We start from the raw sequence: 12,530 nt of genomic DNA, 5'->3' as shown, positions 1-12,530 counted from the left end.
GAGTGAATCGACCTACTTAAATCAATCGGCATTACATACATAATATAGAAATGAATTGAGGTGATATGCTGTGCATTATCCATACTTTAAGTCTGCTGAGATGAGAAAACATGGTAAACAAAGTGGTAAACTAAATCACATTTTTATCAGTATGATAGTAGTGGTAATTCTGCTAGTGATTGGTTTGTGGTTGAGTCCAGGAATAGCACAAACTGGGGCAAAAGCTGCTGTAGTTGTGGATGGATACCAGATTTTTCAAGTCAGTGAGTCTGGTGAATTTAGCGCTAAAGAACGAGCTAACTTAATCAATTTACAACTAAAGGAGGCTGTAAAATCTGATCGAGCTATTCAGGTAAAAATTGAAGAACGCAACCAATTACCAACGATTTTATTGGGCGATCGCTACCTACTAACTGTTACTAAAAATGATGCTTTACCAGGTAGCAACCCTGATGAACAAGCTTCTATTTGGGCTAAACAAATTCAGGAAGTATTACAAAAATCTCAAGCAGAGCGAAGTTCGCAATATATTCGCAACACCTCCATATTGAGTGCAACTATCTTGCTAGGGGTATTTGCTATCTCCTGGTTTCTGGGATTGCTCAGAAAACGGATTTCGGGAATTGTACAGAGAAAATTAAATGATGCAAATGCACAAGTTATAAATGCTGATTTACCCAAGGGATTAGCATTACTATTTGATTTTATACTTTTCTTTGTCCGTGCTGGTATCTGGGCTAGCACTATTATTTATATAACTAATTTATTTCCCTACACTCGTCAATGGAGCTATCAAATCACCTATATTTTAACTTCTAGTTTCACATCTCAATTTATTACTCTGGGCAACAATTCTTACTCTTTAATCAACCTGCTAATTCTGGTAAGTTTATTATTCGCCTTAATAATCTTTGCTGGAACCATGACTAATATCCTGCGCTCCCGTGTTTTAAGTGTTGCAGGTATTAATCGAGGCGCTCAAGAGGCGATCGCCGTTTTGACGAAATACAGCATGATTATAGTTGGTAGCATAGTCTTGCTGCAAATTTGGGGACTCGATCTCAGTTCTTTGACAATTTTAGCTAGCGCCTTGGGTATTGGGATTGGCTTTGGCTTCCAGGATATTGCTAAGAATTTTGGTAGTGGTTTGATTTTAGTTTTGGAACGTCCGATTCAGGTAGGTGATTTTATTGAAGTGGGAGATTTGCATGGCACTGTCGAGCGGATCAGCGCCCGCAGTACGGAAATCAGAACTCTCGACCATATTTCCATCATCGTACCCAATTCGCGCCTTTTGGAAAACGAAGTCATAAATTGGAGCCACCGTAACCCTCTTTCTCGGCTGCATTTACCTGTTGGTGTGGCTTATAATGCCGAACCTGATTTAGTTAAAGAAGCGTTGCTGGATGCAGCCAAAAACCACTCCAATGTTTTAGATACACCTCCTCCCCAAGTACTTTTTAAAGGCTTCGGCGATAGCGCTCTCAATTTTGAGTTGCTGGTGTGGATAGCAGAACCCCACAAACAGTTTTTAATTAAGAGTGATTTATACTTTTCTATCTACGAAGTTTTATGCCAGCGGCACATAGAAATCCCTTTCCCTCAGCACGACTTGCATTTGCGTTCTGGGACTTTGGGACTTTCTCCGCAAATAGAGAAGGCTTTGGAGCGACTATCTAAAGAATCTGCAAAACCACCATCGGCAGACATACTCAAAAAAACCGAGAACAAACTCGAAGAGCAAGCAGAAGAGAGCCAGACACCAAAACGGAAATGACAAAACCTCTGAAGGAATTGGCTCACCACCATTGCAGACATGAATGCAGATTTTATCTGGAGACGAAATATCTACTTCCCATTTGATCGCATCTCCTGCTGAGACTGCCTCACAAGCATTGCGGACAATATTAATAAATTCATTCACATCCAATTCACACAGCTGCAACACCTGGGGTTTGGCATAAAGCAAAATTTCACTCAGCAGATTTTCTAGCCGACTAGCTTCACTAAGTGCCATATTTTTGCTCATGAATGCAAATCCAGGTACTTTTTCAAATTGGCGATCGCCTGTACCCTGGTAATTTACGTAATCTCAACATTTATATGGTTATATCAATTGCTTTTACTACTTAAACGCTTTTTCGCTTTTGGTGTCACTTTTTTACGCTCCTATTTGTCTATTAGTGGTTTATCCCGATAGGTGCAAGATATAAGCTATGCTCTACTCGCAATGACAATGTATATTTAATTTTGCACAACTACTTAGCTGAACTACGGCGAACTCTATCAGCGTAGACAGGTTGATTCAAAATATGAAGCATTCAACTTTATAACTACTTTATCATGCTAAATTACTAAAACTTCGAGTTGGGAAACTCCGGTGAAATTCCGGGACTGTGCCGCAGCTGTAATGGGATCATCCAAGTCAGAATGCCAACTTTCAGGACACACTCACCGTCTACTCCCTGCGCCGCACGGGGAAGGAGTTCCAAGTTTGCTATCTGAATTTGCCACTTGTCCTGGCTTGTTTTATGCTACATCCGCCCAAGATGGGATACTATCTCGGATTAGAATACCAGGTGGAATTATTAGTAGTCAGCAGTGCCGTGCGATCGCAGATATAGCAGAACAGCATGGTGGCGGCTATATGGATGTGACTAATCGAGCCAACCTACAAATCCGCGAAATCTGCACTGGGATAAATGCGGAAGTACTGAAGTACCTACAGGATATGGGATTGGGTTCTCGCAATCCTGTTGTAGACCACATCCGCAATATTATGACCAGCCCAACTGCTGGTATTGACCCGCAGGAATTAATTGATACTCGCCCTTTTGTTCAAAGTTGGGATAATTATATTGCTGCACATCCGGCGTTATCGGCACTATCGGCGAAATTTAGCATTTGCTTTGATGGTGGTGGGATAATTCGGGTGTGCGATCGCCTCAATGATATAGCGATCGCTGCTGTCTTATTTGACGGTAATATTTATTTCCGCCTCTATCTCAGTGTAGGCGAAAAGGGACAACCGCCTAGCGATATGGGAATTTTGTTACTACCAAAGGAATGTTTGCCCGTCTTGGCAGCTTTGGCGGATGTCTATCTAGCTCATAGTAATACTACGAGTCAGCGCCGGCTACGTCTCTTAGAGTTATTAAATACTTTGGGTTATGAAAATTATCTCCAGGAAGTTAAGCAGCGTCTGCCTTTTTCTCTTTTATACAGTGAAACAAGAGAAGACCTAACCCCCCAACCCCCTTCCCTGCAAGGAGAGGGGAAGTATCAGCATATTGGCATCCATCCCCAACGTCAGCAAGGCTTATTTTACATTGGTGTCGTTTTGCCCCTTGGGCGACTGGAGAGTAAGCAAATCAGGGGTTTAGCAGATTTAGCAACAAAATACGGTAGCGGATCTCTTAGGTTAACCCCCTGGCAAAATTTGCTCCTCACAGATATTCCTCAGCAATGGGTTGGTGATGTCCAAAATGAAATCGCTTTCTTAGGATTAGATTTCTCAGCAACCAACATCAAAAGTGCATTAGTTGCCTGTTCTGGCATAAAGGGTTGCGCCGCTTCTGCCACGGATACTAAGGGTCATGCGTTGGCATTAGCAAAGTATCTTGAAACTCGTGTAACTCTGGAACACCCAGTTAATATCCACTTCAGCGGCTGCGAAAAATCCTGTGCCCAGCATAGCAAAAGTGATATTACTCTGCTTGGTGTCAGCATTGAGGCTGACAATGAAACTGTGGAAGGCTATCACGTTTATGTAGGTGACAACAAGCAAAAATTCGGGCGTGAACTATATAAATATGTGACTTTTGCCGAACTTCCTACATTAATAGAACAGATGCTACAGGTGTATAAAATTCAACGCCTAAATTCCAATGAGTCCTTTGGGGAATTTACTAATCGGTATGCGATCGCCCAATTACATCAATTATTTAATAACAATCCAAAATCTAAAATTTAAAATCCAAAATTGAATGCCCGACTATATTCGAGATGCCAACGAAATTTACCGTAATTCCTTTGCAATCATCCGGTCAGAAGCAAACTTAGATGTGCTGCCACCAGATGTAGCAAAAGTTGCTGTGCGTCTGATTCATGCCTGTGGAATGACGGATATTATCACTGACCTGGGATATTCACCAACAGCGGTGCAATCCGCAAGGGCGGCACTGGCAGCAGGAGCGCCAATTTTGTGCGATTGCCGGATGGTTGCCGAAGGCGTTACTAGGCGGCGATTGTCTGCAAACAATCAAGTTATCTGTACGCTAAACTCTCCAGAAGTGCCGGATATTGCCCAGCGTTTGGGTACTACAAGGTCAGCGGCAGCCCTGGAATTATGGCGATCGCACCTCGAAGGAGCAGTGATCGCCATTGGTAATGCACCCACAGCACTATTCCGGCTATTAGAAATGCTTGATGAAGTAGCTCATAAACCTGCTATAATTTTAGGCTTTCCAGTGGGGTTTGTCGGTGCAGCAGAATCGAAAGCCGCATTGGCAGCAGACAGCCGAAATGTCCCATTTTTGACCTTACATGGTCGGCGCGGTGGAAGTGCGATCGCGGCAGCAGCAGTTAACGCCTTGGCAACGGAGGAAGAATAATGATCAAAAACAAAGGTCGTCTTTATGGAATTGGTGTCGGACCAGGCGATCCAGAACTATTGACACTGAAGGCATTGCGGTTATTACGTGCGGCTCCCGTGATTGCCTATCAATCAGCAATAGATAAACAGAGTATTGCTAGAGCGATCGTCGCACAGTATCTTCCTGGCAATCAAATCGAGGTTCTATTTCACCTCCCCCGCGCTTTGGAGCCAGAAAAGGCAAAGTCTATTTATGACAAGGAAATTGAACCAATCGCCGACCATTTAGCAGCCGGTCGAGATGTCGTGGTGTTGTGCGAGGGTGATCCATTTTTCTATGGCTCATTCATGTACCTGTTCACACGGTTATCTGACCAGTACCAAACAGAAGTTGTCCCTGGAGTTTCCTCACTAATGGCTTGTCCGGTAGCCTTGGGTGTACCTTTCACCTACTACACCGATATCCTCACAGTCCTACCCGCCCCATTGCCAGCAGAAGAACTGACTACACATCTGCTAATGACCGATGCCGCCGCAATTATGAAGTTAGGTCGTCATTTTACCAAAGTACGGGATATCCTACATAAATTAGGGTTAGCATCACGGGCAAGATATATTGAGCGGGCATCAACGTCACAGCAACGCATTGTACCTCTAGATGAAGTTGATCCAGCCGAAGTCCCCTATTTCTCGATGATTGTGATTCCCACCAAAAATCGACTATAGACCTTAAAATAATTTGTGATTCGTAAGTAGATGAGAATAAATCAAAGTAGGTTAAGTAATCTAAAAAATCATCATAGTATCACTATATGATACTATAAGAATGGAACTTAACACTAAACACCAAAAAACTCTTGATGCTCTTTTTCAAAACCCCATCAGATCAAATATTTCCTGGAGTGATATAGAGTCTCTATTAGCTGCTCTGGGTGCTGAGGTATCACAAGGAAGAGGGTCAAGAGTCAGATTTGCTCTTAATGACATAAGAGCTACATTTCACAGACCACACCCTGAAAAAGAAACTGACAAAGGTGCTGTTAAATCGATGCGGCGGTTCTTGACAGAAGCGGGGATTAAAGAAGCAGTGACTGAAAACGATGAAATATAAAGGATATGAAGCATCTGTAGAATTTGATGCTGAGGCAGAAATTTTTCACGGTGAAGTAATTAATATTCGGGACGTGATTACTTTTCAAGGTAGTAGCGTAGACGAACTAAAACAAGCTTTTTCTGATTCAGTGGATGATTATTTAGATTTTTGTAGACAACGTGGGCAGGAGGCTGATAAGCCATTCTCAGGTAAATTCATGGTAAGAATTGACCCTGATTTACACAAAAAAATTGTAGTTAAAGCAAAGAAAGAGGGACAAAGCCTTAACTCGTTGGTCGAAAAAAGCTTGCGCCTGTACGCTAGTTAAGTTAGCTAGTTAGTTAGTTAAACCGATTTGCAATGACGCTCTCTACAAGCTAATGGAGCCTCAGCCGGAAATCAAGCTTTAGGGGTGAATAGTGAAGCCTTAGTCAAAGTAACAAGTGGAGCGATCGCGGGAACTTATTTAGCGATCAACAATAGCACTGCTGGTTTTCAGTCGAGTAGTGATTTGTTAGTCAATTTAACAGGATTAACGGGTACTTTACCGGCGTTTGGAAATATTGCAGTGAGCAGTTTCTTTGTTTAGTTAGCACCATTCGTAAGAGATTAAGACAAAATCATTTTTGTCAATTAATCATCCTGAAAATATGCTGGATTAGTGAGTATTGAATTAATTTACGCCGTATGCAACTTTTACTCAGACCTAACCTCCAGCCACCTTCCCTAGTATTGGGAGTGAGATCAGAATATTAAGTTGCACATCGCATTTAATTTTAACGAAAATTTATGAAGCGATCGCAATGACTGGGACTGCTTCTAAGCAGTGAGGGATCGAGTCAGGCGATCACAGAGGTGTAGAATAGAGGTTCAATGCCTAAAACTATTGTTAAAGTTGGTTTATATAAAAAACCATGATTTTCAAACTAACCTGCGGAATGTGGGTTAAAAATTCATAATTTATATAGACTTTACTATAAAGAAATACTTCAATAAAATTTGATGGCTTCTAATAGCACCTTCACTCCTAATACGATCGCTGCTGGCTTTCATGCCCTGTCTGACCCCCTACGGATTCAGGTATTAGAACTGCTGCGCTCTCAAGAACTATGCGTATGTGACCTGTGCAACCACCTGGGAACCACTCAGTCTAAACTGTCTTTTCACCTCAAAACCCTGAAAGAAGCTGGGTTAGTTCGCGCTCGTCAAGAAGGTCGCTGGATTTACTACAGCCTCAATCTGCCACAATTTGTTGCCCTAGAGCAGTATTTAGCAGAATTCCGCCGCTTTAGCCCAATATTACCTATTCGTCCATCCTGCGAGCCTTAAAAATTCATCAATTTTTTTTGTAATATTTTGTTTCCTTATAATTCTATAGGTATTGACAAATCAATTTTTTTTGAAATGATAGAGATATACTCTTGATATAACTCGCAGAGGTGGGGTCAATGAAGACAACAGCCAAGAAATTGGCGATGCCTGCGGTGGGCGTAGCTGCGGCACAGGGAATGTTGGCTCTGAAAACCAGTTGCACAGTAGTATCCAACACATCCGCTCAAATTCAGCAGTCACAGAAGGTAACTGGGGTAAGAGATTCTAGTAAGGTTGCAACAACAATTAAAATTAATGGTTCCAGCACAGTCTATCCGATTACAAAGGCGATGCCTGCGGCGGGCTACGCCTACGCCAAAGACTATCAAGCTAACCCACCAACTTGTTGCCACTGAAACTTTAGAATGCAAGTATTGTGAACCCTGTAATGAACAAAAAGACTTCAAAACGCCTTTCCTTTCTTGACCGATTCCTGACCTTGTGGATTTTTTTAGCAATGGCTATTGGCGTTGCTCTGGGCTATTTCTTTCCTGGAATAGAAGCGTTTATCAATCAGTTTCAGGTAGGAACAACCAATATCCCAATTGCCATTGGATTAATTCTAATGATGTACCCACCCCTAGCTAAGGTGCGATACGAAGAGTTAGGGGATGTATTTCGCAACGGAAAAATTCTTGGTGTGTCACTAATTCAGAATTGGATCATTGGGCCAATTTTGATGTTTGCTCTGGCGGCTACCTTTTTACATGGTTATCCAGAATATATGACGGGATTGATTCTGATTGGATTAGCCCGATGTATTGCAATGGTAGTTGTGTGGAGTGACTTGGCACGAGGTAATACAGAATACACGGCTGGATTGGTTGCTTTCAACAGCATCTTTCAGGTCATATTTTATAGTCCTTATGCATGGTTCTTTATCACTGTACTGCCGCCACTCTTTGGGTTACAAGGCAGTGTTGTTAATGTCAGCATTGCCGAGATTGCCCAAAGTGTATTTATCTATCTCGGTATTCCTTTTTTAGCTGGATTTTTCACTCGTTACTTCTTAGTAAAGGTGAAAAGTAGGCAGTGGTATCACGACAAATTTGTGCCTAAAATCAGCCCCATTACGCTGATTGCTCTGTTATTTACAATCGTAGTTATGTTCAGCTTGAAAGGTAATTTGATCGTTCAGATACCTTTAGATGTGGTGAAGATTGCAATTCCGATGATCATCTACTTCGTGATCATGTTTCTAGTTAGCTTTTATATGGCTTGGCGGATTAAGACAGATTATTCTAGAGCGGCAAGTGTAGCGTTTACATCAGCCGGAAATAATTTTGAATTAGCGATCGCAGTTGCGATCGCAGTGTTTGGCATTAATTCGGGTGTTGCTTTTGCTGCTGTTGTTGGCCCTCTAGTGGAAGTGCCTGTATTGATTGGTCTTGTTAATGTTGCTTTCTGGTTGGAAAAACGTTATTTCCTAACACCTGAATCGAGAACCTAATAAATTTAGTCAAATTATTTGGAAAAGTTGAACCATGAAACGTGTGATGTTTGTCTGCAAAAAGAATTCTGCCCGTTCCCAAATGGCGGAAGGTTTTGCTAAAACCCTTGGTAAAGGAAAGATTGAAGTGATTAGCTCTGGATTAGAAGCAAGTCTTATCAGACCAGAAGCAATCGCCACCATGAAAGAAATTGGTATCGACATTACCGATCAATATTCCAAACCTCTGAGTGACTTTAAAGCCGAAGACTTTGATGTAGTGATTTCTTTGTGTGGTTGTGGCGTGAATTTACCGCCGGAGTGGGTTGTGCGGGAAGTATTTGAAGACTGGCAGTTAGATGATCCAGCAGAACAACCGGAAATTTTTCCAAGAGTCCGTGATGAAATCAAAGAACGGGTGACTCAATTGATTGAATCTGTGAATAAAGAATTTACACCTGCTCGATAACGATTGCAACGTTTAAATCAAATTGTAGTACTGGGATTAGACTAAGGCACGAACCAATGGAGCAAGAAACAATTCAACTAATTTCAGAGAACCTGTGGTGGGTGATTCCAGGGAAACTAGCAGGTGTTCGTAAGCCAATGGCAGAGGAGTTGACAGAGTTACAGGCTACTGGTATTGGTGCGATCGTCTCTGTTATGGATGACCCCTCTAACCTAGATTTGTATCAAAAGGCCAACATTCCTCATCTCTGGTTGCCAATCAAAGGTGGCACTGCACCCAGCTTAGAGCAACTTCAGCAATTACAAAACTTCATTGACAGTCAAAAAGGCATTGGCAACGCTGTTGCAGTTCATTGCACCAGTGGAAGGCGTAGAACGGGAACCATACTGGCTTCTTACCTGATTTACACTGGATTGTCTTATAAGGACGCAATACACAAAATCCACTACGCAAATCCTGATGTCGAATTGCGAGAAAGCCAAAGCACCTTTTTGCGAGAGTTGGAGGAAAATAAGCAATTACCATGACGACATTCGATCATCCCCCTAGAATTTTATTTTTGTATGGCTCCCTGCGTGAGCGTTCCTATAGCCGTCTCTTGGCAGAGGAAGCAGCACGCATCATTGAAGAATTTGGGGCAGAGGTGAAGTTTTTCGATCCACTTGAACTGCCAATATACGGCAGCGTACCTGACACTCACCCAAAGGTGCAGGAGTTGCGCGAATTAAGCTTGTGGTCAGAAGGACAAGTTTGGTCTAGCCCAGAACTGCACGGTCAAATTTCTGGTATTATGAAAAACCAGATCGATTGGATTCCCCTGACTATGGGAGCGATGCGCCCGACTCAAGGCAGAACTTTGGCGCTCATGCAGGTGAGCGGTGGATCGCAGTCTTTCAACGCCCTTAACACATTAAGAATTCTTGGGCGCTGGATGCGAATGTTCACTATCCCCAATCAATCCTCAGTGGCTAAAGCATATCAGGAGTTTAACGAAGACGGCACTATGAAGGATTCGCCCTACCGCGATCGCGTTGTAGACGTTATGGAAGAACTTCACAAGTTTACCTTGCTATTGCGTGACAAAGTTGATTATCTTACAGACCGCTACAGTGAACGTAAGGAAAAAGCTGCTAAAGAGACAATCATGATCAAAAAATAACCTCCTGGCTGCTTGAACCAGGGGTATAAAAACAAATGGATTCATCTTTACAAGCGTTGTAGCAAGCTCAAACCGTGGCTATCAGTACCACAGGTATTGAGAAGAAAGTATTCATCAGCTAACTTTTGCACTTGTTCTGATTCTAAGGTGCTGGGTTTCCAAGGGTTGGGGTTATTGTAAGCATAGAAAGTTTCCACACCATCGATACCCTTTTGAGCAGCAGCCGGAATCAAGTCGAAATGCGATCGCTTGTAACGAGCCGGATGAGCCAGAACCGCCAATCCCCCAGCTTCATGAATAGCGGCAATCACGTTACTTGCCTGATATTCTTTGCCTATAGTCGCCCTTCTTTGCAGATAGGGTTTCATACTAGGGTGTTCTGTCCCAAAAGCGTAAGCTAAAATGTGAACTTCTATATCCAAAAGGTTCGCATTGATTTCTACGCCACTCCACAGGTGAGGAGTGCTTGCATCAGGATTAATCCACTTCCAGTCTTCTAACCAAGCAAGTGATGCTTGATAGCCGTTAATACTATGATGATCGGTGATAGCCAACCCTTTTAGCCCAATAGCGATCGCTTGCTCCATCAATTCACTCGGTTGCAACCTCCCATCCGAGTAGATAGTATGCATGTGAAAGTTGAATAACTTCGGACAACTATATGCATCAATGTTTTGGAATACTTGCTTCAAAAGTTCTGTCGAAGCAGTCGTTCGGGCAAAATTTACAACCATAACCCCCTCGGAACAAATATATTTTTCACACATTAAAACGCCACACTTACAGATGAGAAACATCCAGCACCGTTAATTAGTGTTGGCAGTTATTTACTCAGCTTTAATTAGCAAATTTTTCAATATGTTAAGACTACGTTAGCAAATCTCAACGTTAGTAGGCGTGAGTATTTTTTATTACTTTTTATATAAGTATAAAAAATAATACATATAATATATGATAAATACGGCTATAGCATTTGGAGCAAATGAATTGGTATAATGAGGTTCGGTAAAATAACTCTCTCTCCTAAGCCTGAAACAGACTTTTAGTCAGTGTATAAAAACTTTTATTTATATCGTTAATCCTACTAATTCCCCCGAACCAGCAATAACTTTACCGATCGCATAAGTGGGAATATCTTGTGATTGAAAATGGGTAATTGTCTGCTCAATCTGATCGGGTGGAACTAGCAGGACAAATCCAATCCCCATATTAAACGTATTGTACATAGCTTGAGGGCTGACCTCTCCTGCTTCAGCTAGCCATTGAAATACAGGGGGGATATTCCATCTGCTGGGGTCAATTTTAATCGCTTGACCTTGACCTAAGCATCTAGGCAAGTTTTCTGGCAATCCGCCACCTGTAATGTGAGCCATACCATGAATTGACAAACCTGCTTGCAGCGCGGCTAAAACGGGTTTAACATAAATCCGAGTAGGTTTCAGGAAAGTTTCTCCCAGAGTTTCACTACTTAACAAGTCTGGCGCATCGCTCCACGTAAAGCCGCCATCGTTAACAATCTTTCGTACTAAGCTTAAACCATTACTGTGTACACCAGTACTAGCAAGTGCGATCGCTACATCCCCTATTTGTACCTGGGAACCGTCTAGCATCTTGCTTTTTTCGACAATTCCTACACAAAACCCAGCTAAGTCATACTCACCCACTTGGTAGAAACCAGGCATTTCTGCTGTTTCTCCTCCTAATAAGGCACAACCAGCTTGTTTACATCCAGAGGCTATACCCGCAACCACGTCAGTTAGTTGTTCTTTGTCTAGCTTACCGGTTGCCACATAATCTAAAAAAAACAGAGGTTCCGCGCCAGATGTCAACACATCGTTAACACACATCGCTACCAAATCAATGCCAACAGTGTCATGGTGATTGAGAATGTGAGCTATTTTTAGCTTTGTACCCACACCATCAGTACCGGAAACCAAAACTGGTTCCTTGAAACCTCCTGGTAGTTGAAAGCAGCCGCCAAAGCCACCCAATCCGCCAATTACTTCCGGTCTGAAAGTGCTGTGAACCAAATTGCGAATTTGATCTACAAAGCCCCGACCAGCCTCAACATCAACTCCTGCATCCCGATAATCCATTCCCTACTACACCCTGATTAATTTAAATTAGAAGTCAAAACTCCTAACTCTTAACTCCTAACTTTAAAATACTTCATCTTCAATACCACGCCACCATTCTCCTAAATTCATCAAATCTTGGTAAATATCTTCTAATTCTTTAGTATAAACATCGTCTGTAAGCATAGCTCGACGTTCTTGCAGTTTCTTGAGCCGTAGTTGTGCTAATAGCCAAGGTTTAGTGATGCTATTTGTTGCTTCGATGTATTGTGCTAGTTCTTTGCTATCCATATATTTCGATTTTAATATTACTACTTTTAATATACAGGAGGCAGTTCAG

The 12,530-nt window shown here is 42.2% G+C and carries 16 protein-coding genes, 1 pseudogene and 1 riboswitch; of the genes and pseudogenes, 13 read left to right on the top strand and 4 right to left on the bottom strand.

The features are described from left to right. Positions 1 to 70: 70 nt before the first annotated feature. Entirely contained in the window at positions 71 to 1,777 is a 1,707-nt protein-coding gene (locus ACEW80_RS22360) for a mechanosensitive ion channel family protein (RefSeq protein WP_373528701.1), read from the top strand. Here the strand turns inward: ACEW80_RS22360 and ACEW80_RS22355 are convergent. Next, a pseudogene (locus ACEW80_RS22355) lies at positions 1,775 to 2,020 on the bottom strand (ATPase); the annotation flags it as partial. The gene ACEW80_RS22360 and the pseudogene ACEW80_RS22355 sit on opposite strands and share 3 nt — an antisense overlap. Positions 2,021 to 2,332: 312 nt before the next feature. Beyond that, a riboswitch (cobalamin riboswitch) is annotated at positions 2,333 to 2,457 on the top strand. A gap of 37 nt (positions 2,458 to 2,494) precedes the next feature. On the opposite strand from ACEW80_RS22355, the gene cobG reads away from it, so the two are divergent. The 12 genes from cobG to arsH all read left to right on the top strand — a co-directional run bounded on the left by cobG (position 2,495) and on the right by arsH (position 10,115). Then, positions 2,495 to 3,973 (top strand): precorrin-3B synthase, encoded by a 1,479-nt coding sequence (cobG, locus tag ACEW80_RS22350; RefSeq protein ID WP_373528700.1) that lies wholly within the window; start codon positions 2,495 to 2,497, stop codon positions 3,971 to 3,973. 13 nt (positions 3,974 to 3,986) lie between these two features. Continuing rightward, entirely contained in the window at positions 3,987 to 4,613 is a 627-nt protein-coding gene (locus ACEW80_RS22345) for a precorrin-8X methylmutase (protein WP_373528699.1), read from the top strand. Positions 4,614 to 4,615: 2 nt separating this feature from the next. Continuing rightward, on the top strand, positions 4,616 to 5,320 hold the full coding sequence (locus ACEW80_RS22340) for a precorrin-2 C(20)-methyltransferase (protein WP_373528723.1): 705 nt from the start codon (positions 4,616 to 4,618) through the stop codon (positions 5,318 to 5,320). A gap of 100 nt (positions 5,321 to 5,420) precedes the next feature. Further along, entirely contained in the window at positions 5,421 to 5,705 is a 285-nt protein-coding gene (locus tag ACEW80_RS22335) for a type II toxin-antitoxin system HicA family toxin (protein WP_373528698.1), read from the top strand. After that, a complete protein-coding gene (locus ACEW80_RS22330; protein ID WP_373528697.1) occupies positions 5,695 to 6,015 on the top strand; it encodes a type II toxin-antitoxin system HicB family antitoxin in 321 nt (106 codons plus the stop codon). The genes ACEW80_RS22335 and ACEW80_RS22330 overlap by 11 nt, the downstream gene beginning before the upstream one ends. 84 nt (positions 6,016 to 6,099) lie before the next feature. Next, positions 6,100 to 6,276: a bluetail domain-containing putative surface protein gene (locus ACEW80_RS22325; RefSeq protein WP_373528696.1), complete on the top strand. Its 177-nt coding sequence runs from the start codon at positions 6,100 to 6,102 to the stop codon at positions 6,274 to 6,276. A gap of 413 nt (positions 6,277 to 6,689) precedes the next feature. Further along, positions 6,690 to 7,016, top strand: coding sequence for an ArsR/SmtB family transcription factor (locus tag ACEW80_RS22320; RefSeq protein ID WP_373528695.1), 327 nt, complete (start codon positions 6,690 to 6,692; stop codon positions 7,014 to 7,016). Positions 7,017 to 7,135: 119 nt separating this feature from the next. Continuing rightward, on the top strand, positions 7,136 to 7,414 hold the full coding sequence (locus ACEW80_RS22315) for a hypothetical protein (protein ID WP_373528694.1): 279 nt from the start codon (positions 7,136 to 7,138) through the stop codon (positions 7,412 to 7,414). Between the two features lie 32 nt (positions 7,415 to 7,446). Continuing rightward, positions 7,447 to 8,508: an ACR3 family arsenite efflux transporter gene (gene arsB, locus ACEW80_RS22310; protein WP_373528693.1), complete on the top strand. Its 1,062-nt coding sequence runs from the start codon at positions 7,447 to 7,449 to the stop codon at positions 8,506 to 8,508. A 34-nt stretch (positions 8,509 to 8,542) separates the two neighbouring features. Beyond that, positions 8,543 to 8,956: an arsenate reductase, glutathione/glutaredoxin type gene (arsC, locus tag ACEW80_RS22305; protein ID WP_373528692.1), complete on the top strand. Its 414-nt coding sequence runs from the start codon at positions 8,543 to 8,545 to the stop codon at positions 8,954 to 8,956. Positions 8,957 to 9,012: 56 nt separating this feature from the next. Continuing rightward, positions 9,013 to 9,483, top strand: a complete 471-nt coding sequence (locus ACEW80_RS22300; protein WP_373528691.1) for a dual specificity protein phosphatase family protein — start codon at positions 9,013 to 9,015, stop codon at positions 9,481 to 9,483. Further along, the gene (gene arsH, locus ACEW80_RS22295; protein ID WP_373528690.1) at positions 9,480 to 10,115 is read left to right on the top strand and encodes an arsenical resistance protein ArsH; all 636 of its coding nucleotides are present in this window, start codon (positions 9,480 to 9,482) and stop codon (positions 10,113 to 10,115) included. Before ACEW80_RS22300 ends, arsH begins: the two co-directional genes overlap by 4 nt. A gap of 47 nt (positions 10,116 to 10,162) precedes the next feature. On the opposite strand, the gene ACEW80_RS22290 is transcribed toward arsH, so the two are convergent. The 3 genes from ACEW80_RS22290 to ACEW80_RS22280 form a co-directional block, all read right to left on the bottom strand. Further along, positions 10,163 to 10,849 (bottom strand): PHP domain-containing protein, encoded by a 687-nt coding sequence (locus tag ACEW80_RS22290; RefSeq protein ID WP_373528689.1) that lies wholly within the window; start codon positions 10,847 to 10,849, stop codon positions 10,163 to 10,165. Between the two features lie 333 nt (positions 10,850 to 11,182). Next, on the bottom strand, positions 11,183 to 12,211 hold the full coding sequence (gene purM / locus ACEW80_RS22285; protein ID WP_373528688.1) for a phosphoribosylformylglycinamidine cyclo-ligase: 1,029 nt from the start codon (positions 12,209 to 12,211) through the stop codon (positions 11,183 to 11,185). Positions 12,212 to 12,274: 63 nt separating this feature from the next. Continuing rightward, a complete protein-coding gene (locus tag ACEW80_RS22280; RefSeq protein ID WP_196520091.1) occupies positions 12,275 to 12,481 on the bottom strand; it encodes a hypothetical protein in 207 nt (68 codons plus the stop codon). Positions 12,482 to 12,530: the final 49 nt, after the last annotated feature.

The sequence above is a fragment of the Nostoc sp. genome (assembly GCF_041747015.1).
Classification (GTDB): domain Bacteria; phylum Cyanobacteriota; class Cyanobacteriia; order Cyanobacteriales; family Nostocaceae; genus Nostoc.
This window is presented reverse-complemented; position numbering and strand designations above follow the sequence as displayed.

What these genes read in the sequence shown, in the direction of transcription:
- ACEW80_RS22320 (WP_373528695.1), top strand. Translation starts at nt 6,690, where the DNA reads ATGGCTTCTAATAGCACCTTCACTCCTAATACGATCGCTGCTGGCTTT.
- ACEW80_RS22345 (WP_373528699.1), top strand. Translation starts at nt 3,987, where the DNA reads ATGCCCGACTATATTCGAGATGCCAACGAAATTTACCGTAATTCCTTT.
- ACEW80_RS22335 (WP_373528698.1), top strand. Translation starts at nt 5,421, where the DNA reads ATGGAACTTAACACTAAACACCAAAAAACTCTTGATGCTCTTTTTCAA.
- purM (WP_373528688.1), bottom strand. Translation starts at nt 12,211, where the DNA reads ATGGATTATCGGGATGCAGGAGTTGATGTTGAGGCTGGTCGGGGCTTT.
- arsC (WP_373528692.1), top strand. Translation starts at nt 8,543, where the DNA reads ATGAAACGTGTGATGTTTGTCTGCAAAAAGAATTCTGCCCGTTCCCAA.
- ACEW80_RS22330 (WP_373528697.1), top strand. Translation starts at nt 5,695, where the DNA reads ATGAAATATAAAGGATATGAAGCATCTGTAGAATTTGATGCTGAGGCA.
- ACEW80_RS22290 (WP_373528689.1), bottom strand. Translation starts at nt 10,849, where the DNA reads ATGGTTGTAAATTTTGCCCGAACGACTGCTTCGACAGAACTTTTGAAG.
- ACEW80_RS22280 (WP_196520091.1), bottom strand. Translation starts at nt 12,481, where the DNA reads ATGGATAGCAAAGAACTAGCACAATACATCGAAGCAACAAATAGCATC.
- ACEW80_RS22315 (WP_373528694.1), top strand. Translation starts at nt 7,136, where the DNA reads ATGAAGACAACAGCCAAGAAATTGGCGATGCCTGCGGTGGGCGTAGCT.
- arsH (WP_373528690.1), top strand. Translation starts at nt 9,480, where the DNA reads ATGACGACATTCGATCATCCCCCTAGAATTTTATTTTTGTATGGCTCC.
- arsB (WP_373528693.1), top strand. Translation starts at nt 7,447, where the DNA reads ATGAACAAAAAGACTTCAAAACGCCTTTCCTTTCTTGACCGATTCCTG.
- ACEW80_RS22300 (WP_373528691.1), top strand. Translation starts at nt 9,013, where the DNA reads ATGGAGCAAGAAACAATTCAACTAATTTCAGAGAACCTGTGGTGGGTG.